Source organism: Streptomyces sp. NPDC057939 (genome assembly GCF_042887545.1).
Taxonomy (GTDB): Bacteria; Actinomycetota; Actinomycetes; order Streptomycetales; family Streptomycetaceae; genus Streptomyces.
In genome coordinates this window covers 81,207-101,638 of record NZ_JBHVPG010000026.1, presented here as the reverse complement: position 1 = coordinate 101,638, position 20,432 = coordinate 81,207, and the positions used below count along the sequence as shown (strand labels likewise).

Below are 20,432 nucleotides of genomic sequence, written 5' to 3'. Positions count from 1 at the left end.
GGGGGCCGCCGCGATCGTGCCCGTCACGGTCACGGCGGCCCCGCCGGCCCGGGAGCAACGACACGGCCGAGGAGTTCGGCCAGCCCGCGTCGGGTCGCCGCCAGGACCACGCGGTCCTCGGGCCGCAGGACGTAGCCGGGGTGCAGGTCCCAGACCAGTCCCGGACCGGCGACGGCGCCCTCGCGCGGGGTGGAGCCCAGGTCGGGGCGGCGTTCGTGCGGGGAGGCGGTGTCGAGGGCGATCACCCGCCAGGCACCGGGGCGGAAGGATTCGGCGACGGTCAGGCCTTCGAGCTGCGGGGTGCCCGCCACGTCCACGGCGGCGAAGAGCAGCACGCGGCGCTCGACCGGTATCGCGCCGAGGATCTGACGGCCCATCATCGCCCCCGCGAAGGCGGGTGCGGCGAGGTGGGTGACGCTGCGGCTGCGGGTCAGGGCGTCCGGGTGGGCGGTGCGCAGGGTGCGGTAGACGGCGGTGGCGAAGTCGTCCTCGTAGAGGCGCAGCACGGCCCGCAGGTCGGGTTTGACGCCACGGGCGTAGAGGGCGGCCTCCAGGTTGGTGGTGTCGGAGCTGGTGAGGGCCAGCAGGGCGTGGGCGCGGTGGATGCGGGCGGCCTCCAGGACTCCCTCGTCGGTGACGTCACCGAGGACGACCGGTACGCGCAGTCGGCGGGCCAGGGCCAGGCCGCGGGCCTGCGGGTCGGACTCGACGCAGACGACGGGGATCCCCAGTTCCCGCAGCCGGGCCAGCACCCGGGTGCCGATCTTGCCCAGTCCGAGGAGCACCACGTGTCCGGACAGCCCGCGCGGTGGCCGTCGTAGCGCGGTGGCGGTGCGGAACGCGCCCAGGGCCTCGATGGCGGCGGCGACCAGGACGGGGAGCAGCAGCAGGCCGACGAATCCGGACAGGATCTGCAGGACCTGACGGACGGTCGACTCGCCGACGGCCGGATCGTTGATCGCGAAGATGTCGAGCAGGGTGATGTAGGCGGCGTGCAGCGGGTGGTCCCCGGTGGTGATCCAGGAGCCGACGGCGAGGGCCGCCACGGCCGCCGTGATGCCGGCGAGCGACCAGCGCAGCCGGTGGGAGAACAGGGAGGCGACCGGGAGCGCGGCGCTGCCGAGCCGGCGCGCCGGCCGGTCGGGTCCGGTGTGGGAGACGGCTTCCAGGGCGACGGTGCCGCGTCCGGTGGCGGCGGCGACGGCCCGGTCGTCGGGCAGGAGCTGGAGTCCGCGCTCACCACCGAGGACGGAGCTTTCGCTGCCCGCCGGGTCGGTGGTGGTCGCGGACAGCAGGGCCAGGGTGCACAGCCCGGGGTCGGCCACCTCGCCCCGACCCGGGGGCGTGCGTTCCACCGCGCGGAGCAGCAGGCCGTCCGCCTGGATCACCTTGCTGGTCCCCGCGACGGCGCTGGCGGCCAGGGCGGGGGCGGCGGTGTCCGCGTCGGACAGCACCGTCGTGGCGGAGTCGGTGTCGCGGGTCCCGGAGGCCGGGCCGGCGACGATCGCCGCCTGGTCCAGGAGTTCTTCCAGGTGTTGGCCGAGCTTGCGGTTGTACAGCCGGATCACGAGCCGCAGGCGGGGGTTGAGGCGCCGGGCCACGAGGGCGGCCCGGACGTTGCGGTCGTCGTCCTCGTAGACCAGCGCCAGGGCGGACGCCTCGGCCGTCCCCACGGCGGCCAGGACCTCCTCGTCCGGTTCGGCCGCCTCCACGATCCGCGGCCCGTCCGGTGTCCGCTCCCCGGCCGGTGTGCGCGACGCCCGGGCGGGCGGGACGCGCCCGAAGAGCCCCCACCACGAAGGGCGGCCCACCGCGAGGGGGCGTTCGGTGGCGGGCGGGACCACGAGCGTCACCCGCTCCGCGTACACCTCCCCCAGTTCGGCGGCGAGCCTGCGGGCCAGGCCGTCGTCACCGCACACCACCATCCGCCCGGTGGTGTGCGGGACTTGGGTCTGTTGTGGCGGAACCTGATGCGGCGGGGTCTGCATCAGCACAGGATGCCCTGTGCCGGTCGCGCCGGGTCCGCGCGGACCCTGCCCGTCGCGGGGGCGTGCCCACGCACCGGGCGGCCGGGCCGCGTTCGGTCAAGAGGCCTGCGGTCAGGCCGTGTTGGTCTCCTGTACGGAAGCGGCGCACGCCTCGTGGCCCCAGCGCTTGCCGTGTTTGGCGATCATCTCTCCCGCGGCGTAGGTCCGTCCGCACGGGCAGGTTCCCGGGAACTTGGCCTTGAGGGGTCGTGACGTGCCGTTCTTCGCCTTGGTGCCGGCGGCGGGTGAGGTCGCCTTCGCGGTCCGGTTGCGGGCCGGGGCGCCGGTCGCCGGGGCCGGGACGGGGAAGTCCGTCGCCCCGAGGGCGGTGCCGGCGGCCTGCTGGCTGATCGCCGCGTCACTCGCGGCCTGGTCGGCGATCGCGTTCAGGTGGTCGCCGTCCTCGCGGTGGGCGGGAACGTAGAGGAACGCCACGTCGCGTTCGGTCAGCAGCCGGTCGATCTCCTCGACCAGTTCGCGGTTGGCGACGGCCTTGCCCCCGGAGGTCTTCCACCCGTTGCGCTTCCAGCCGGGCAGCCACTGGGTCACGGCCTTCATCGCGTACTGGGAGTCCATGCGGATCTGCACCGGCGTTCCCGGCAGGAGCGCCTCCAGCAGCTTCTGGAGTGCGGTCAGTTCACCGACGTTGTTGGTGGCGCGCCCCAGCGCGCCGGATTCCCAGCGCTCCGGGCGCCCTTCGGCGTCCGCGATGACCCAGGCCCATCCGGCCGGTCCCGGGTTTCCCTTGGACGCCCCGTCACAGGCGGCAATGATGCGTTCAGACATCCCCCGATCATGCCTTACCCCCGCACCCGCGGCGGCCCGGACCCCACCGCGGCGGCGGCCGACGGCGCCCCCGCCGGAGGTGCCGCCGGCCGCCGGTCGGTCAGTAGGTGTAACTCAGGCCCGACTTGTAGGGCGTGAGGGTCCGCTGGCTGACGACACCGCGGTAGGTGTACCAGCCCCACTTCTTGCACATCACCTGGTAGCTCAGGGTGTTGTGCGCGCCGGATCCCACGCGTACGCGCGGGTAGATGACGTTGTCGCCCCAGTCACCTTCGGCCGGCCCGCTCGAATAGGCGTCGACTCCCCAGTAGACGCCGACGACCGATCCGCCGCCGGGGCAGTTCCAGCTGCCGAAGTTGACCCAGACGTTCCCTCCCGTCCACGCACTGGCCGGAGCGGCGGTGAGACCGACGACCCCCATGGCCATCAGCGAACCGACCAGGACCGAGCGGCTCTTCCTGAGCAGCGATCCACGCATGAGACCTCCCCTGTGCGGCCGGGCGCGTGCGCGTCCGGCCGTGCGCAGCAGATTCCCACACGGATCACAGGATTGTCTGAATTTCCTCGTAATCGAGCGAAAGTAGAACTCACACCCGATATCAGCCCATTTGTTCGAGCATCTCCGGCGGGGCCTGGGCGTGGTGGGCGAGCGCCGCGTGCGGGTCGGGGGCCGTCGGGTCGGGCCGGGCGTGGTCGGTGTGGACCGTGGCCGCCGTCAGTCGGGGGATGGCGTGGATCAACGCGTGCTCCGCCGCGAGCGCGAGCGCGTGGGCCCGGACCACGGTGAGCCGCGGATCGACGACGATGTCGGCCTCCGCCCGCAGGGTGTGCCCGATCCAGCGCAGTCGGACGCGGCCCGTGCCGAGGACACCGTCCACCTGCCCCAGCGCGTGTTCGGCGGCGTCCACCAGGGCCGGGTCGACCGCGTCCATCAGCCGTCGGCAGACCTCTCGGGCTGCCGCGGCCAGGACGTACAGGATGGCGAGGGTGATCAGGAGGCCGACGACCGGGTCGGCCGCGGGCACCCCGAGGGCCGTGCCCGCGGCGCCGAGGAGCACGGCCAGGGAGCCGAACCCGTCGGTGCGGGCGTGCAGTCCGTCGGCCACCAGCGCGGCCGAGCCGATGCGCCGACCCGTGCGGATGCGGTATCGGGCCACCCACTCGTTGCCCACGAAGCCGACCAGGGCGGCCGCGGAAACCGCCCACAGGTGGGTGATCCCGCGCGGGTTGACCAGCCGGTCGACGGCCACGTAGGCCGCGAGGGCGGCGGAGGCGGCGATGGTGGCCACGATGACGATCCCCGCGAGGTCCTCCGCGCGGCCGTAGCCGTACGTGTAGCGGCGGTTGGCGGCCCGCCTCCCGAGGACGAAGGCGACGGCCAGGGGTACGGAGGTCAACGCGTCGGCGGCGTTGTGGACGGTGTCGCCGAGCAGGGCGACCGACCCCGAGAGGGCGACGACCAGGGCCTGGATCAGGGTCGTCGCCCCCAGGACGGCCAGCGAGATCCAGAGCGTGCGCATCCCGTCGCGGGATGCCGTCATGGCCGCGTCGACCTTGTCGGCGGCCTCGTGCCGGTGGGGCCTGAGCAGGTGGCCGATCCGGTGCCGGAGCCGCCGGACGGGGCGCGATCCGTCGGAGCTCCGGCCCGGGCCGGGGGCGTGGTCGTGACCGTGGTGGGGGTGGTGTGGGTGGTCGGCTTTCCGCGTGTGCTGATTCGCCTCCATGGAGCCCACCGTGACATACGGAACGCATTGCGGCTACGGCCGTCATACCGGCTCCGACCAGGTGCGATTCACGTGCAACTGCGCGCGGACACCGGCAGCGGGACGGTCTCGGTCGGCCGGTCCCCGCGGGCGGGCCGCGGGGCGGGGTCTACGGGGTCTCGTAGTGGGCGACGTTCTCCACGATCGCCTCCCGCAGGGGTTCGAGCCGGTCGACCAACTGCTGGAAGTCGGCCGTGCGGCCGTCGGACCACTGCCCCAGGCCGACGACCATGACGCGGTCGTACATGCTGAACAACTGCACCATGCCGCTGTCCGGCGGCAGGGTCGGCAGACCCGAGGCGGGCGGCGGGGCCTGCGCCGCGACCTGGTAGTCGTCGTAGGCCGTGCCCAGTTCGTTCACCAGGGTGAAGGTGTCCCGGGGGTCCTTCATGGTGAACAGGACCACGTTGAACTGGTTGTCGCGGGCGTCCTTGTAGAGCGCGACGTGTTGGCCGAGGCACCCCTTGCCGCCGGCGATCAGGTCCGCCAGGCGCGGGCCGACCGTGCCCGGTTGGGCGCACGAGGCGAGTGCGGCGGAACCGACCTTGGTGTAGGTGCCGCCGGCTCCGTCCGGTACGGAGGCCGGAAAGGCGTCGGCCGGCGGGATCGGCGGGCGGGCCGCGACGCCGGCGGGCATCGCGGGTGCCCCTGGCGCGGAGGACGTGGCGGGTGTTGCCGGTGTTCCCGAAGCGGCCGGTGAGGCAGGAGCCGCCGGTGAGGCAGGAGCTGCCGTCGGCCTCCCCGTGCCCTCCTCGGACGCGTATCCCGCGAGCTTCAGGACTCCGAGGGCGACCACCGCCGCCGACAGGGCCATCACGGTGTTGCGCACCCACACCCGTCGGAGTGCGGGATGCTCGGGTTCGGGGGCCGCGCCGCCGCGCTCGTATTCCGCGAGCAATGCGTTCCACTTGTCGTCGTCCGGTGTGTTCCGGCCCGGCGGTATCTCATCGTTGTGCGCCACGGTGGCACCGTAGCGATCACCGTGGCCGAAAAGAACAGCCGCAGGTCACAGCCTCATCACTTTGATCCGACGACTGTCCGGCGGTCATTCGGCGGGTGGTCGGCGGGGATTCGGCGGGACGCGGGCCGCTCCTCGTAGGACCCCGACGGGGTCCTACAGGTCGATCCAGTACCTGCGCTTGGGCCCGATGAGGGTGTCGCGGACGTCTTCCAGTACGCCGCCCGCCCGCTCGATGGTCCTGATCGAGGCGGTGTTGTCGGGGTCGCAGGTGAGCAGGACCCGGTCCATGCCGAGCACCCGCGCCTCGTGCAGCACCGCGGTCAGGGCCCGCCCGGCCACTCCGCGTCCGCGTGCCGAGGGGCGCACGCTGTAGCCGATGTGTCCGCCCGCGTCGAGCAGGAAGGCGTTCAGGTAGTGCCGCAGGTCGATGGCGCCGAGGTAGGTGTCGCCCTCGACGATCCACCAGTACGTGGCGTGGACACGGCCCTGTTCGATCGGCAGCGTGCGGTCCGCGTAGCCGCGCAACCGCTCGACCCACGCCGCGAATCCCTCGGGGGTCTCGACGTCGTCGTCGGAGCCGAGACCGGCTCCGTCCATGTGCGCGTCGTCGCCCCATTCGGCGCGTGCGGCGAGCCAGGAGGAGTGCAGCCCGGCGGTGGGTGCGATCAGTTCGGGCATGCCCCGCACGATAACAGCCGGTCATCCTGCCTGGTCGCGGCGGCCCTGGGGCCTGTCGTCGAAGTCCCGTTGTCGACCGGAGGGCGAGCGAGGCGGACGGGACCTCGACGACAGGTCCTGGGGCGCGGGCGGGCCACGGACGTCAGCGTGCGCGCCGGGGGCCGCCGCGTTGTGGCCGACGGCGGGCGGGCGAGGCCTCGGGGGCGGCCTGCGGCGAGGAGAAGCCGCCCGGCACCGCCGTACGGGACTGCTGGGCGACGGCGGGGGCGGCGACCGGGGCCCCTGCGGCGGCGGGGCGTTGGGCCCGGCCGAGGACCGAGAGGTTGCCGATCAGGGGCGCGCAGGACTGGCAGACCTCCGCGAGGGTCCACACCTGACCCACGGCCGGATTGTGGACGAGGACGAGCAGCGGGGTGCCCGCGCAGGAGGCCCTGCTGCCCTCGTGGTAGGCGCATTCCGCGGCTCCGCAGGCGCACGCGGCGTTGGGGCGCACGGTCGCGAGGCGGGCGTGCGCGCGGGCGTGCTCGGCGGCGAAGCGTCTCATGGCGCCGGTGTCCTTGGACCGGGGCGGCATCCGGCAGGCCTCGACGCTGCAGGTGACGGAGACGCTGTGGTCGCCGTGGCCGATCAACCGGACGGTCCAGGTCCGACCGGGTACGCGGGATCCGGGAATCATCGTCAAGGGTGGGCCGTCCGTTCACGTATGCGGTGGTGTGCCGGGTTTTTGACGTCTTCACGACCGGGGACGGCGGGCTTCGCGCCGAGCGGCCTCGCTCCGGGGCGCAGCGCGGGGGCGGGCAGGTCGCGAGGTGAACGTCACATCGAGGCGAAGACGGTCGGGGAGATGGGGCACTTCGGCCGAACACGGCCTCAATGTCTTTGTCGCACGCGGCCGGGCGCACTGTCAACGGGACGTCACCGCGTACGTCACCACACCGTTCGACCGGCCGGTGGGTCCCCGGCGAACCGGAGTGGGCCGTTCGGTGGTCCTGAGCTCAGTCAGTAGCGCTTATCGTCTGCTTACCTCACCAGGACCCTTCGCGCAGGAGCACCACCATGGCCCACCTCATACGTCGCCCCGCCCGAGCGGCGGCCCTCGCCACCGCCGCCCTGCTGGCCGTACCCGCCCTCGCGGCCTGCGGCGGGGAGGCGAAGGACAAGGCCGACCCGAAGCCGTCCGCCTCGGCCCCGGCTAGTCCGGAGGCCAAGCCGGCCGTCCTGCCCGCGGCGCTGACCGGGCAGAAGCCCGACTGGCAGAAGTGCCCGGCGCCGTCCGCCGCGCAGGGCGGCGGCAAGGCCCCCGGCAGCGGCTGGGAGTGCGCCACGATGAAGGCACCCCTCGACTACGCCAAGCCGGACGGCGAAACCCTGGACATCGCGCTGATCCGCAAGAAGGCCACGGACACGGGCAAGCGCGTCGGCTCGCTGGTCTACAACTTCGGTGGGCCCGGCGGTTCGGGCGTCGAGACGCTCCCGGGCGCCGCCGACGAATACAAGAAGCTGAACGCGGCCTACGACCTGGTGAGCTTCGACCCGCGCGGGGTGGGCAACAGCGCCGGAATCACCTGCCTGGACGACAAGACGTTGGACCAGGCCGTCGAGAGCGCGGACCCGCTGGTGGACGTGCGCACGTTCACCGAGGCCTGCAAGAAGAACTCCGCGAGGGTCCTCCCCCACGTCGGCACGGTCAACGCGGCACGCGACATGGACCTGTTGCGACAGGTCCTCGGCGACCAGAAGCTGAACTACTTCGGCATCTCCTACGGCACCCAGCTGGGCGGCGTCTACGCCCACCTGTTCCCGGCCAACGTCGGCCGCACCGTGCTGGACGCCGTCGTCGACCCCACCGCCGACGAGGTGCAGGGGGCCCTCGGCCAGGCCAAGGGCTTCCAGCTGGCACTGGACCACGCGATGAAGTACTGCCGGGACAAGTACACGGCCAACTGCCCGACCGGACCGAGCGACGCCGAGGGCAACAAGCGGATCGCCGCCATGCTGGAGAAGCTGACGACCAAGCCCGCCTCCACCGAGGGCGGTCGCAAGCTGACCTCGGAACTCGCCCTCACCGGCATCGTCGCCACCCTGTACGACAAGGAGGGCTGGGAGTACCTCGTCCAGGGCCTCGGCGAGGTGATGAAGCTCGGAACGGGCAACATGCTGCTGGCCATCGCCGACGGCTACAACGGGCGCGGTGAGGACGGCCGCTACAGCAACCTGCACGCCGCGAACATGGCCATCAACTGCGCCGACACCAGCCGCCGTCACACGGTGGAGGAGACCAAGGCCCAGGAGCCCGCGTTCCGCGCGGCGTCCCCGGTCTTCGGCCCGGACATGGCGGAGGGCCTGCTCGGCTGCGCCGAGTGGCCGGTGCGCGGCACGACGGACAAGCCTGTGGTCGACGCGGCGGGCGCGGCGCCGATCCTGGTCATCGGCAACGCCGGTGACCCGGCCACCCCGGTCGAGGGCGCGAAGCGGATGGCCGACGCGCTCGGCAAGGGCGTCGGCGTGAACGTGACGGTGCAGGGCGAGGGCCACGGCACGTACGGCACCAACACCTGCGCCACCAGGACGATCGACACGTTCCTGCTGGACGGCACCGTTCCCGCGGACGGCACCGTCTGCAAGTAGCCGCACCGGCCCGCGGGACGCGTGGCGCACCACCGGTGCGCTCCGCCCGTCCCGCGGGTCCCGCTACTCGGCGTCCGCCTGCTCCTTGGCCCGTTTCGTGAGCACCGCGGCGGCCGCGAGGGCGCTGCCCGCGAAGGCCAGGGCCAGGGTCCAGGGCCGGTCGAAGGTGTGGCCGGTGGCGTGGTCGACGGAGTACCGGCCCGCCCCAGCGAGGCCCACGGCGGCCGCCGTGAACCCCAGGAACGCGGGGTACTCGTAGCCGCCCTCCTGGGCGAAGAACCCTGCGGGCGCGTGCACGGCCACCGCGCCGGCCATGGCGCCCGCGGCCGCCGCTCCCGCCGCCGGCGTGGCCAGGCCCAGCACCAGCAGGGCGCCGCCCCCGGCCTCGCCGAGCGCGGCGGCGACGGCGCTCCGCCGGCCGGGCGTGAAGCCCATGCGCTCCATCCCGGCCGCCGTGCCGTCCAGGCCGGCGCCGCCGAACCAGCCGAACAGCTTCTGCGTCCCGTGCGCCATCAGCACCGCGCCGGTGCCCGAGCGCAGCGCCAGCAGGGCCAGGTCTCGTCGGTTGATGCAGGTCATGGATGAACCTCCGGGTCGGTGCCGTTCACGAAGCCGTACCCGACATGCGTATCCCCCGGGGCACCGGCTCCCCCGGATCCGGCCGCGGATCCGCCATACGGTCGCGGCCGGGCGGTACGGGTCCGGATGGAGCACCGCGCACGGGCGCGCGGTCGTGTCGCCGGCCGACCGCGCCGGGGCCCTGCCATCGTGACCGGGCGCCCGTCCCCGATCCGGAGGTACCTCCATGTCCCCACGGTCGAACCCCGCCGGCAACCGGGTCCGCCCCGCGCGGCGCCTCCTCGCGACCGCCCTGATGTGCGCGGCAGCCGCCGGTGTCCTCGTACCGCCGGCGCACGCGGGCACCGACCGCGATCCGGGCGGCCGCGGGTCCGCGGCCCTGCGGAAGGAGCTCCAGGAGCTGGTGACCACGCCCGGTGGGCCGCCCGGAGTCATCGCCGTCCTCAAGGACGGCGACCGTACCGAGGTGTACCGGGCCGGGGTGGCCGACCTGGAGACCGGACGCCGGCCCGCGCCGTCCGACCACATGCGGATCGCCAGCGTCGCCAAGGCCTTCAGCGGGGCGGTGGCCCTCCGGCTCGTCGACCGGGGCCGGTTGCGCCTGGACGACACGATCGGCAAGGTGCTCCCCCGGCAGCCCAAGGCCTGGCACGCGGTGACGCTCCGTCAACTCCTGGGCCACACCAGCGGTCTGCCCGACTACTCGGCATCCACCGAGTTCCGCGGGATCGTCTCCGCGGACCCCCGGCACCGGTTCGACTCGCGCCGGCTTTTGGGCTTCGTCGCCGGGAAGGACCTCGCGTTCCCTCCGGGGAGCCGCTACCAGTACTCCAACTCGGACAACATCGCCGTCGCCCTCATGGCCGAGGCCGTCACCGGACGCAGGTACGAGGACCTGCTGCGGGACCTGGTGTACGAGCCGCTCGGCCTGAAGCGGACGAGCCTGCCCGGCGGCTACCGCCTGCCCGTCCCGTTCCTGCACGGCTATGTGGTCGAGCCGCCCGAGGAGCCGCAGGACGTCAGCGAGGCCATCGGCGCTTCCGGTGCCTGGGCCTCGGGCGGCGTCGTCTCGACGCCGCAGGACCTGACGGAGTTCATCCGGGCGTACGCGGGCGGCGCACTGGTCTCGGACCGGACCCGGCGCCGGCAGTTCACGTTCCTGCCCGGGGGGCTCTCCCAGCCCCCCGGCCCCGGACGCACCGACGCGGGCCTGGCGATCTACCGGTACACGACCCGCTGCGGGGCGGTGTACGGCCACACCGGGAACACCCCGGGCTACACCCAGCTCGCGGCGGCCACGGCGGACGGGCGGCGCTCCCTCACCTTCACGGTCACCACGCAGGCCTCGCTCACCTACAAGCCCGAACTGATCGAGCGGATCCGCGAGGTCCAGGAGGACTTCGTCTGCTCCCTGCTGCGCCACCGCTGACCCCGGGAAGACGAACGGGAACGGGGAGGTATCGGGGGCGGTACGGGGGCGGTAACGCGAACGGCCCGCCAGGTGCTCGCGCACCGGGCGGGCCGCCGGTCGGTCGGGCGGACCGGTCAAACGGGCCGGTCAAACGTGCCGGCTCAGCGGGCCGGGCACTTCTTCCACTGGAAGTGGTAGACGCTGTTGATGCTGCCGTCGGTGGAGTCGAGGGCCATGTAGCTGGTCCTGCTCGCGTCGGAGGTCCCGACCGCGGCGCGCAGCTCGGTGTTGATGTTGAAGTTGCGCAGTTCGCCGCAGGGGGCGAAGACGAGCGCCTCGATGCCGGTGGTGTCGGTGGCCTGCCAGTTGTCGTTGAGCGCGCCGCGGAACGTGTGCGTGCGGTACTCGGTCTGCTTCATGCCCTGGAAGTAGTAGCTGGCCTTCTGCGTGCCGGTCGCGCCCCGCTGCAGGCTGCCGAAGCCCCGGTAGTCGACCTGGGCGACCGCGTAGGTGTAGCCCTGCGGGACGTGGACGTTCAGGGAGAGGAGACAGTTCTTGCGGCCGTCGGTCGCGGTGCTGTTCCCGCCCGCGGAGGCGACGTACTCGCTGTAGGTGACCGTGAAGGCGGAGTTGTCCTCGGCGACGGCCACGGCGGCGCTGCCCGGGCGGCAGCCCGAACCGTTGACGGTGGCGACGTCCACCGTCACCCGGTCCGGGGGCGCGATGCCCGAGGAGGCGCCGGCCGCGGGGGCGAGGCCGAGGCTGAGCAGGGTTCCGGTCACGGCGGCGGCGCTGAGCGCTACGCGGAGCGATGTGATCACGGGGCCATGGTGGGCGGACCGGGCGCCGCGGGCGGTCCGGGGCCGGGGGAACGCGCGCGGGCGTCACTCCGATGGGCCGGCCCTCCCGCTGGAGAAACGATCCGGCCGAGCGTTCGGCACCCCGGCCGGGGGCCGGGTCCCACGGGCTCGGGTTGATGCTCCGGCCCATCGGCGTAGCGTGAAATGAGGCCCGCTCCAGTGGCAGGCGGCAGCGGTGTCCTCCGGGGGCGGTCCCACTGTGCCGTCGCGCTGCCACCGAGGCGGTTCCCGCCGAGCGCACCGCGCGGCGGCAGGCCACGAGGAGCAGGAGCCATGGGCAAGCTCACGATCGACCACCTCCGCGAGCGGGTCCGCGGTGAGGTCGTCACACCGCAGGACGGGGCCTACGAAGAGGCGCGCAAGGTCCACAACGCCATGATCGACAGGAGGCCGGCCGTCGTCGTGCGCTGCGTCAACGCCGGCGACGTCATGGCCGCCGTCGGCTTCGCCCGCGAGAACGACCTCGACCTGGCGGTCCGGGGCGGCGCGCACAGTGTGCCCGGCTTCGGCACCTGCGACGAGGGCGTGGTCGCCGACCTGTCCGGGATGCGCGGGGTGCGGGTCGACCCCGTACGCCGCACCGCGCGGGCCGAGGGCGGCGCCACCTGGGGCGATTTCAACGCGGCGACCCACGCCTTCGGCCTGGCCACGACCGGCGGGATCATCTCCACCACGGGCGTCGGCGGGCTGACCCTGGGCGGCGGCATCGGTTACCTCGCGCGCGGGCTGGGCCTGAGCTGCGACAACCTGGTGTCCGCGGACGTGGTGACCGCTGACGGCGAGCTCCTCCTCGTCGACGAGGAGCAGCACCCGGACCTGTTCTGGGCGCTGCGCGGCGGCGGCGGGAACTTCGGGGCGGTGACGTCCTTCGAGTTCGGGCTCGCGCCCGTCCGGGACGTCTACGGGGGGCCGATGCTCTTCGAGCTGAAGGACGCGGGCGCCGTCCTGCGGGCGTTCCGCGAGCTGATCGCGGACGCGCCGGAGCAGCTGGGGGCGTTCCCCGCCTTCCAGATCGCCCCGCCGTTGCCGTTCATCCCGCAGGACCGGCACGGCGAGCCGTTCATCCTGGTCGTGGCCTGCTGGGCGGGGCCGGTCGACGAGGGCGAGGCCGCCCTGCGTCCCTTCCACGAGATCGCCCCGGTGGTCGCCGAGCACGTCGGCCCGATGCCGTACCCGGCGTTGAACTCCGCCTTCGACGCCCTCGTACCGCCCGGGCTCCAGCACTACTGGAAGGCGAACTTCGTCACCGAGCTGACCGACGAGGCGATCGAGGCCCACCTGCGGTACGGTCCGCGCGTGCCGGTGGTGAACTCGACCGTGCACATCTACCCCATCAACGGTGCCTGCCACCGGGTGGCGCCCGATGCCACCGCCTTCGCCTACCGGGACGCCTCCTTCGCGACGGTCATCGCGGGGATGTGGCCCGACGCGGCCGACAACGAGGCCAACACGGCCTGGGTGCGCGACTACTACGCGGCCACCGCACCGCATTCGCAGGAGGGCGGCTACGTCAACTTCATGGCCGACGACGACCAGGACCGGATCCGGGTCAACTACAAGGGCAACTACGACAGGTTGGTCGAGGTGAAGCGGCGCTACGACCCGGGGAACCTCTTCCACCTCAACCAGAACATCGCCCCGTGACGGTGGTCCTTGCACGAGTCAGTCCATGACGCGCGGCAGGCGCAGGCTGAGCAGGGTGGTCAGGGCGATCAGCCCCAGTTGGACGAGGAGGGTGATCAGGAGGGCGTCGCGCATCCCCAGGGAGGTGGTCAGCGCGAGGAAGAGGCTGCCCAGGGTCGCGACGCCGAGGGCCAGGGCCGACTGTTGGGTGGTGACCATGACGCCGCCGCCCACCCCGGCCCGGTCGGCCGGTACGTCGGACAGCACCATGCGGATCAGTACGGGCAGTTGGAGGCCCTGGCCCAGGCCGGCGACGGCGACGCCGGGGGCGAGCGCGGCGAGCCCGACGGCGAGCCAGCCCTGGCGGAGCTCGACGAGGAGCAGGCAGATGCCGAGGGCCTGGAGGACGCCGCCCGCGGTGACGACCCGGCTGCCGAAGCGTCCGATGAGGCGCGGTCCGGCGAGGGAGGCGGCGAAGAAGGTCAGGGCCATCGGTACGAGCGCGAGCCCGGCCCGTACGGGCCCCATCGCCAGGCCCTGTTGCAGGGCCACCGCCATCACGAACATGAACCCGCTGAAGCCGATGGAGAACGGCACGACCATCACCAGGCCCCGCCGCAAGGAGTGCAGCCGCAGCAGGCTCGGCGGGACGAGCGGGGTGCGGCCGAGCCGGTCGGCGCGGCGCTCGGTGAGGTAGAAGGCCGTGGCCGCGAAGGGGAACGCCGCGAGGGACAGCACGGTCCACAGCGGCCAACCCGCGGCCCGGCCCTCGGTGAGCGGGAGGAGCAGGGACACCAGGGACACGGCGAGCAACAGGGTGCCGGGGACGTCGACGGAGGCGGGACGGGGTGAGCGGGTCTCCGGGACGAAGCGGACGGCGAGGAGCAGGCCGAGGAGCACGAAGGGGATGTTGACCAGGAAGACCGCCCGCCAGCCCGTCCCGGCCGGGTCGGCGGCGACGAGGACGCCGCCGAGGATCTGTCCGGCGACCATGGACAGTCCGGCGGTGGCCCCGTACAGGCTCATCGCCCGGGCCCGGCGCGGGCCCCGGGTGGTGGCCTGGATGGTGGCGAGGACCTGCGGCAGCATCAGCGCGGCGGCGGCTCCCTGCGCCACCCGCGCGCCGACGAGCGTCCAGGCGGTGGGGGCGAGTCCGCAGGCCAGGGAGGTGATCCCGAAGGCGGCCATGCCGATGAGGAAGAGCCGGCGCCGACCGGCCGTGTCCCCGAGGCGGCCGCCCACCACCAGCAGGACGGCGTAGGCGACGCCGTAGCCGCCGACGACGAGTTCCAGGAGGGCCGGTCCGGCGGCCAGGTCGGCGTCGATGGCGGGCAGGGCCACGTTGACGATGAAGAAGTCGATCAGCGGGAGGGCCGCACCCAGGAGCACGGTGAACAGGCCCAACGGGCGCAGTGCCGAAGGGGACGACGGGGACGACGGGGCGGGCGCGGGGGTGTCGGCGGAGCCGGGCGGTGCGGTCGGGGGTGCGGAGGGCGTGCGTACGGTGGTTTCGTTCACGAGGACGACGATGCTCCGACCCTCAGCCTGGTACCAGAGTCTCCTCATCCTGGTATCAGGAGTACCTGGCAACCGGCTGCGGGGTACGGCAGGCTGGGACCATGACCATGGTGGCTCCCCCCTCCGATGTGCGCCGGCGCGAGCTGGCGGAGTTCCTGCGCAGCCGCCGGGAGCGGATCACTCCCGATCAGGTCGGCCTCGTGCGCGGCCGCCGGCGGCGCACCCCCGGGTTGCGGCGGGAGGAGGTCGCGCAGCTCTCGGCGGTGGGTGTCACCTGGTACACGTGGCTGGAGCAGGCTCGTGAGATCCAGGTGTCCGCCCAGGTGCTGGACGCCCTCGCGCGCGCCCTGCTGCTGGACCGGAGCGAGCGGGCGCACCTGTTCGCGCTGGCCGGCAGCGTCGATCCGGCCCCGAACACGCCCTGTCCGAGCGTGACGCCGGAGCTGCGGGTGATGCTCGACCAACTGGGGCCCATCCCGGCCTGCGTGCAGAACAGCCGCTACGACATCCTCGCGTACAACACGACGTACGGGCGGCTGCTGTGCGATCTGGACCGGCTGCCGCCGGAGGACCGGAACTGCCTATGGCTGGCGTTCACGGACCCCGACTGGCGGGCCTGCACCGTGGACATGCCCGAGGCGCGCCGGCTGATGGCGGCGAGGTTCCGCGCGTCGATGGCCGAGCACCTGGCCGAGCCCGCCTGGAAGGCGCTGCTGGCCCGGTTGGAAGGGGCTTCGGCGGAGTTCCGCGAGATGTGGGCGCGCCACGAAGTGGTCGCGCAGGGCGGCAAGACGAAGTACATCCGGAACCCGCTGGTGGGGCTGCTGCACCTGCGGCACACCGACCTGTGGCTGGGGCCGGCGGCGGGCCCGCGACTGGTGGCCTACGTCCCGCTGGACGAGGAGACCCGCAGCCGCCTCGAACGCCTCCGGACCCTGTCCCCGACGGGCGCGGGCCTCCCGCAGGGGTGAACGGCGCGCGGACACGCGCGGCGGGATCGTTCCTGCACCCGGCGACCCGGCGAGGATCCCCGGACCGGGGCCGGTACGGGTCCCGCTCACGAGGAGGCACAGTGGTCCGGCACTACGGAAACACCCTTCGGGAGTCCCTGGCGGGTGCGGGTACGACCCCGCTCATCGGGGTGTACGACATGTACTCGGCCTCCGTGGCGGCCGGACACCACGACGCGCTGTTCGTCTCCGGGTTCGGCTTCGCGGCCTCCCACTACGGGCTGCCGGACGTCGGCTTCATCGCCTGGCCCGACATGGTGGCGTTCACGGAGCGGCTGCGGTCCGCCTTTCCCCGCCACCACCTGTTGGTGGACATCGACGACGGGTACGGCGACCCGGAGGTCGCCGCGCACGTCGTGCGGCGCCTGGAGGCGGCGGGGGCCTCGGGCGTCGTCCTGGAGGACCAGCGGCGCCCGCGCCGCTGCGGCCACGCGGACGGCAAGCAGATCCTGCCCCTGCCCCAGTACCTCGCCAAGCTGCGCCGGGTCCTCGACGCACGCGGTGACCTGTTCGTGGTGGCCCGCACCGACGCCACGGAGGAACCCGAGATGCTGTTGCGCGCCCGTCAACTCGCCGCGGCCGGAGCGGACATGGTGCTGGTGGACGGCGTACGGAGCACCGCGCAACTGAAGCTGATCCGCGAGGCGGTCGGCGACACGCCGCTCCTGTTCAACCAGATCGAGGGCGGCCGCTCCCCCCGGCTCTCCCTCACCGAACTGGACGGCCTCGGTGTGGACGCCGCCGTCTACAGCACCCCGTGCCTGTTCGCCGCGCACCGGGCGATGGACGCCGCGCTCCGCGAGTTGCTGTCCCGCGACGGCCTGCTGCCGGAGCCGACGCCGCACTCGGTCGGCGTGGCCCGCGCCACCGAGCTACTGGCCCGCAACCTGGCCCCCGGCACGGCGCCGCAGTAATCCCGGGTACCGGGGCTTTCGCCCCCGGGCCTACCCGAGGCCGGCCAGTACCTGTAGCGGCAGGGCCTCGAAGAAGGTGACCGCCTCCTCCCGCCAACGGGGGCGCCAGCGCGCCGCCTCGGCGGCGGCCCGTACGGCGTGCCGCTCGACGCCCGCGCGCAGGCGCTCCTCGGCGCCGCAGCGGCGCCCGATGTCGCGCACCGCCTCGACGGTGTCGGCCGAGCAGCCCGGGTCGCCGAGCGCCGCCTCGACCACCGCCAGGTCCCGGCCGCCGGCAGCGGCGAGGACGGCGGTGACCGCGTAGCTGCGGCGGCCCTCGCGCAGGTCGTTGCCCGGGGGCTTGCCCAGGGACCGGGCGTCCCCGAAGAGGTCCAGGTGGTCGTCGCGCATCTGTCCGCAGATCCCGACCAGGCGCGCGTAGCGGCGCAGCTCCGCGTCGAACGCCCGGGGGTCCTCGCCGGCGGCCAGCAGGCCCAGTTGGAGCGGGGCGAGGATCGAGTAGCGGGCCGACTTGTACTCGGCGACCTCGTGCAGGGTCTGCTCGTCGGGGAGCGCGGTGAAGTCCCGTTCCAGGTCGGCCATCTGGCCGAGGAGGGTGGCCGTGGCCGCCCGGGTCTGGACCTCCAGCATGGCGTGGCGCAGCGGGAGGGGCGCGGCGGAGTCGAGCAGGACCTGCTGGGAGAGGAACGCGGCGAGGTCTCCGGCGAGGACGGCCAGGCCGAGGGCCACCTGCGGGTGTTCGGGGAAGCGGGCGCGGTAGGCGTGGTGGGTGGAGGGGCCGGAGCGTCGGGTGGGGCTGTTGTCGATGATGTCGTCGTGGATGAGGCCGTGGGTCTGGAGGAGTTCGATGCTCAGTGCGGCGTCGTCCAGCCCCGGAACGGGCTCGGTGGTGACGAGCCTGGCGGCCTCGTGGATCAGGGCGACCCGCAGGCGCTTCCCGCCGCGCAGGGACAGGTCCCGCAGCAGGGTCAGGCATTCGGGGGCGAAGGCGCTGTGCGGGGGCGCGTCGAGGGTGCGTTCGAGTCCGTCGAAGTATTCCGCGAAGACCCGCGCGAAGTGCCGCTCGTACCCGGCGAGCCGGCCGCGCATCCGGTCGGCCCGGTCGGCCCGCTCGGGCGGGGCCACGCGGTCCGACGGGTCGGGCCGGTCTGCGGTGCCGGTCATGTGCGGGCTCCCCTGGGCTGGTTCCGGGCGGCCCGGGACGGGTCCGACGGGGATGATCATACGTTCGCGTGGACGTCCGAACGGGGGCAATGGCTCCCCCGTCCGGCGGTGAGGTCGTTGCCGGGTGATCGTCGGCTCGTTGGGCGGTGGGCGCCGCGGCCCGCGGCGTCCCGTCCTCGTCAGAAGGAGCTCCCCATGCGCGCTCGCGCCCTCGCTTCGCCCGGCCCCAGCCGTCGGATGGTCCTGGCCGGTGCGCTCGGGCTCGGGGCGGCGGCCGGGTGGCCCGCGGCCGGACCTGCCCACGCGGCGGCCGGCGGTCCCACGATCTTCGGCTGTGAGGCGTGGGGCGCCCGGCAGCCGTCCGAGTCCGTGGTCGTCCTGGCCGCGCCGCCGAAGCAGATCGTGGTCCACCACACGGCGACCCGGAACGTGGACGACTACTCGCAGCAGCGGGCGTTCGCCCTGTCGCGGGCGATCCAGAACTACCACATGGACATCCAGGGCTGGATCGACACCGGCCAGCACTTCACCATCAGCCGCGGCGCCTTCGTCACCGAGGGCCGCCACCGCAGCCTCGCCGAACTGGATTCGGGCCGGCGCCAGGTGCGTTCGGCGCACTGCGTGGGCCGCAACGACGTTTCCGTCGGCATCGAGAACGAGGGCACCTACACCAGCGAGGAGCCGCCCGCCCAGCAGTTCGAGGCCCTCGTCGCGCTGTGCACGCACATCTGCGACCGGTACGGGATCGCCCCGACGGAGATCCACGGCCACCGGGACTTCAACGACACCGCCTGCCCCGGCGACCGGCTGTACGCGCTCCTCCCCCGCCTGCGCAAGGACGTGGCCGTGCGGCTGGGCGTCCGCCTGGGCGACCCGGAGCGCCCCGGCTTCCCCGACTTCCCCGTGTACGAGGACCGCGACGCGTGGGCCGGGCCTGCGGAGTACCTGCCCCCGGGTGCGCTGGACCGGGAGCTCGCCCGCTGGACCGGGCGCGGGGCCACGGGCCGGGGCACGGGCGGGGCCGGGCGCACTCCGCGCCAGGGCGTGTCCTAGAAGTCCCGTTGGCGCCCGGAGGGCGGCCACGCCGCGAGGCAGGAGGAAGTTCGACGACAGGCACTAGGCTGCGGCTCGCGCGACCCCGTACGAACGAAGGTGAACATGATCGAGCCGGTGCAGGACAATCCGTACCCCGACACCCACGTCCTCGGCGAGGGCCCGGCCCCGCATCCGCAGTTGGGCCCCGTGCTCGCGCTGCTGGGACGCTGGCACGGCCGGGGCGAAGGCGAGTACCCGACCCTCGACGCGGACTTCCGCTACGAGCAGGAGATCACCTTCAGCCACGACGGACGGCCCTTCCTGCGCTACGAGGCGCGCGCCTGGCTGATCGACGGATCCGGCGCCCCGGTGCGGCCCGCCGGCCGTGAGGCCGGGTGGTGGCGGGTGTTGCCCGACGCGTCCCTGGAGGTCGTACTGGCGCACCCCACGGGGATCGTCGAGACGTACGTCGGGCAGGTGGAGGGGTCCGAGATCGAGATCCGGACGGACGAGGTGACGTTGACCCCGAAGGCCAAGGAGGTCACCGCCACCCGGCGCCACTACACCCTCGGCGACGGGGAGCTGACGGTGGTCCACGACATGGCGGCCGTGGGGCAGCCGCTCCAGCACCACCTGACGACGCGTCTGCGCCGCAGGCCGTCCTGACGGCGGCCGGTGCCCCCGCGGCCGGCCGGACCACCACGCGTTGCAGGCACGCGGGCTCCGGGCGCGGGGGCTCCGGGCGCGGGGCCGGGCGCCGGGGCGTGGCCGGTGGTTGACTGGTCGGCATGCCATTCGACGCCTACGGCGTGCTGTCAGGGACCCTGCACCGCCACTTCCGCGACCGGCCCGACGACCAGGGCGCCTGGTACCACGTCAATCTTGAGGTCGACGCCCCGGACGGACGGTACCGGTGCGCCGTCGACGTGGACAGCAAGCAGTCCGCCACCGGGGTCCGGTGGAAGACGCTCGTCCTGGCTCCCTCGGTGCTCGATCCCGTGCCCTCCCTGGCTCCGGGGTACCACGAGCTCTCCATGAGTTCCGGTTCGGGCGCCCTGGACCACCTGCGGCATCCGGCGCTCGCCGAGCGTCGGGGCTGCCTCGTGCCGCGTCGCCCTCCGGGGTGGCTCCGGTCGCTGGCGGAACGGTGGAGCCCGCCGCGGCCGTGGGTCACGGGCTCCAACCTGGACGCGGCCCGGGCGTTGGAACCCATGCTGGTGCCCGGGAGGCCGGTCCTCGTCTTCGGGGAGCCCTTCACCCACCACGGCCTCGGCATGCACAACATCCATCAGAACCAGGGCGATCCGTTCGGCAGCCGGTGGTGGGACGACAACGGGACCTGGCAGGACGGCGCGGCCCTCACCCGGCGGCCGGACGGCTGGTACGACGTCTTCCTGAACAAGTTCTCCACCCAGTCGGACCCGACGGACGACGACGGGCACCCGGTGACGCCCCACGGGTGATCGCGGAACCGT

General features: G+C 73.4%; 19 protein-coding genes. 8 read left to right on the top strand and 11 right to left on the bottom strand.

Features of this window, described 5'->3' with window-relative positions; all coding sequences use genetic code 11:
- Positions 1-29: 29 nt before the first annotated feature.
- The 7 genes from ACFVS6_RS25925 to ACFVS6_RS25895 form a co-directional block, all read right to left on the bottom strand.
- Complete coding sequence (locus ACFVS6_RS25925) at positions 30-1,925, bottom strand: NAD-binding protein (RefSeq protein WP_389707379.1); 1,896 nt, start codon at positions 1,923-1,925, stop codon at positions 30-32.
- Positions 1,926-2,099: 174 nt separating this feature from the next.
- Complete coding sequence (locus ACFVS6_RS25920; protein ID WP_389707333.1) at positions 2,100-2,813, bottom strand: ribonuclease H; 714 nt, start codon at positions 2,811-2,813, stop codon at positions 2,100-2,102.
- Between the two features lie 100 nt (positions 2,814-2,913).
- Positions 2,914-3,291, bottom strand: a complete 378-nt coding sequence (locus ACFVS6_RS25915) for a hypothetical protein (protein WP_389707331.1) — start codon at positions 3,289-3,291, stop codon at positions 2,914-2,916.
- A 121-nt stretch (positions 3,292-3,412) separates the two neighbouring features.
- On the bottom strand, positions 3,413-4,537 hold the full coding sequence (locus ACFVS6_RS25910; RefSeq protein WP_389707329.1) for a cation diffusion facilitator family transporter: 1,125 nt from the start codon (positions 4,535-4,537) through the stop codon (positions 3,413-3,415).
- Positions 4,538-4,685: 148 nt separating this feature from the next.
- The gene (locus ACFVS6_RS25905) at positions 4,686-5,537 is read right to left on the bottom strand and encodes a hypothetical protein (RefSeq protein ID WP_389707327.1); all 852 of its coding nucleotides are present in this window, start codon (positions 5,535-5,537) and stop codon (positions 4,686-4,688) included.
- Positions 5,538-5,690: 153 nt separating this feature from the next.
- The gene (locus ACFVS6_RS25900; protein WP_389707325.1) at positions 5,691-6,215 is read right to left on the bottom strand and encodes a GNAT family N-acetyltransferase; all 525 of its coding nucleotides are present in this window, start codon (positions 6,213-6,215) and stop codon (positions 5,691-5,693) included.
- A 142-nt stretch (positions 6,216-6,357) separates the two neighbouring features.
- Entirely contained in the window at positions 6,358-6,891 is a 534-nt protein-coding gene (locus ACFVS6_RS25895) for a hypothetical protein (RefSeq protein WP_281206863.1), read from the bottom strand.
- Positions 6,892-7,271: 380 nt separating this feature from the next.
- On the opposite strand from ACFVS6_RS25895, the gene ACFVS6_RS25890 reads away from it, so the two are divergent.
- On the top strand, positions 7,272-8,843 hold the full coding sequence (locus tag ACFVS6_RS25890) for an alpha/beta hydrolase (RefSeq protein ID WP_389707323.1): 1,572 nt from the start codon (positions 7,272-7,274) through the stop codon (positions 8,841-8,843).
- A 63-nt stretch (positions 8,844-8,906) separates the two neighbouring features.
- Here the strand turns inward: ACFVS6_RS25890 and ACFVS6_RS25885 are convergent, their stop codons facing one another.
- Positions 8,907-9,422 (bottom strand): DoxX family membrane protein, encoded by a 516-nt coding sequence (locus ACFVS6_RS25885; protein ID WP_389707321.1) that lies wholly within the window; start codon positions 9,420-9,422, stop codon positions 8,907-8,909.
- Positions 9,423-9,648: 226 nt separating this feature from the next.
- Between ACFVS6_RS25885 and ACFVS6_RS25880 the strand changes: the two genes are divergently transcribed.
- A complete protein-coding gene (locus tag ACFVS6_RS25880) occupies positions 9,649-10,851 on the top strand; it encodes a serine hydrolase domain-containing protein (RefSeq protein WP_389707319.1) in 1,203 nt (400 codons plus the stop codon).
- A gap of 143 nt (positions 10,852-10,994) precedes the next feature.
- Here the strand turns inward: ACFVS6_RS25880 and ACFVS6_RS25875 are convergent, their stop codons facing one another.
- Entirely contained in the window at positions 10,995-11,654 is a 660-nt protein-coding gene (locus ACFVS6_RS25875; RefSeq protein ID WP_389707317.1) for a DUF4360 domain-containing protein, read from the bottom strand.
- 312 nt (positions 11,655-11,966) lie between these two features.
- On the opposite strand from ACFVS6_RS25875, the gene ACFVS6_RS25870 reads away from it, so the two are divergent.
- Positions 11,967-13,337, top strand: coding sequence for an FAD-binding oxidoreductase (locus ACFVS6_RS25870; RefSeq protein WP_389707315.1), 1,371 nt, complete (start codon positions 11,967-11,969; stop codon positions 13,335-13,337).
- An 18-nt stretch (positions 13,338-13,355) separates the two neighbouring features.
- On the opposite strand, the gene ACFVS6_RS25865 is transcribed toward ACFVS6_RS25870, so the two are convergent.
- Entirely contained in the window at positions 13,356-14,882 is a 1,527-nt protein-coding gene (locus tag ACFVS6_RS25865) for an MFS transporter (RefSeq protein WP_389707313.1), read from the bottom strand.
- A 53-nt stretch (positions 14,883-14,935) separates the two neighbouring features.
- Between ACFVS6_RS25865 and ACFVS6_RS25860 the strand changes: the two genes are divergently transcribed.
- Together ACFVS6_RS25860 and ACFVS6_RS25855 are read left to right on the top strand one after the other, a co-directional pair.
- The gene (locus tag ACFVS6_RS25860) at positions 14,936-15,805 is read left to right on the top strand and encodes a helix-turn-helix domain-containing protein (RefSeq protein ID WP_389707311.1); all 870 of its coding nucleotides are present in this window, start codon (positions 14,936-14,938) and stop codon (positions 15,803-15,805) included.
- A 101-nt stretch (positions 15,806-15,906) separates the two neighbouring features.
- The gene (locus tag ACFVS6_RS25855) at positions 15,907-16,758 is read left to right on the top strand and encodes an oxaloacetate decarboxylase (protein WP_389707309.1); all 852 of its coding nucleotides are present in this window, start codon (positions 15,907-15,909) and stop codon (positions 16,756-16,758) included.
- Between the two features lie 30 nt (positions 16,759-16,788).
- On the opposite strand, the gene ACFVS6_RS25850 is transcribed toward ACFVS6_RS25855, so the two are convergent.
- On the bottom strand, positions 16,789-17,847 hold the full coding sequence (locus ACFVS6_RS25850) for a polyprenyl synthetase family protein (RefSeq protein ID WP_389707376.1): 1,059 nt from the start codon (positions 17,845-17,847) through the stop codon (positions 16,789-16,791).
- A gap of 270 nt (positions 17,848-18,117) precedes the next feature.
- On the opposite strand from ACFVS6_RS25850, the gene ACFVS6_RS25845 reads away from it, so the two are divergent.
- The 3 genes from ACFVS6_RS25845 to ACFVS6_RS25835 all read left to right on the top strand — a co-directional run bounded on the left by ACFVS6_RS25845 (position 18,118) and on the right by ACFVS6_RS25835 (position 20,420).
- Complete coding sequence (locus tag ACFVS6_RS25845) at positions 18,118-18,975, top strand: peptidoglycan recognition family protein (protein ID WP_389707307.1); 858 nt, start codon at positions 18,118-18,120, stop codon at positions 18,973-18,975.
- Between the two features lie 105 nt (positions 18,976-19,080).
- Positions 19,081-19,623 (top strand): FABP family protein, encoded by a 543-nt coding sequence (locus ACFVS6_RS25840; protein WP_389707305.1) that lies wholly within the window; start codon positions 19,081-19,083, stop codon positions 19,621-19,623.
- 122 nt (positions 19,624-19,745) lie between these two features.
- Positions 19,746-20,420 (top strand): DUF2278 family protein, encoded by a 675-nt coding sequence (locus ACFVS6_RS25835; protein WP_389707303.1) that lies wholly within the window; start codon positions 19,746-19,748, stop codon positions 20,418-20,420.
- Positions 20,421-20,432 lie beyond the last annotated feature (12 nt).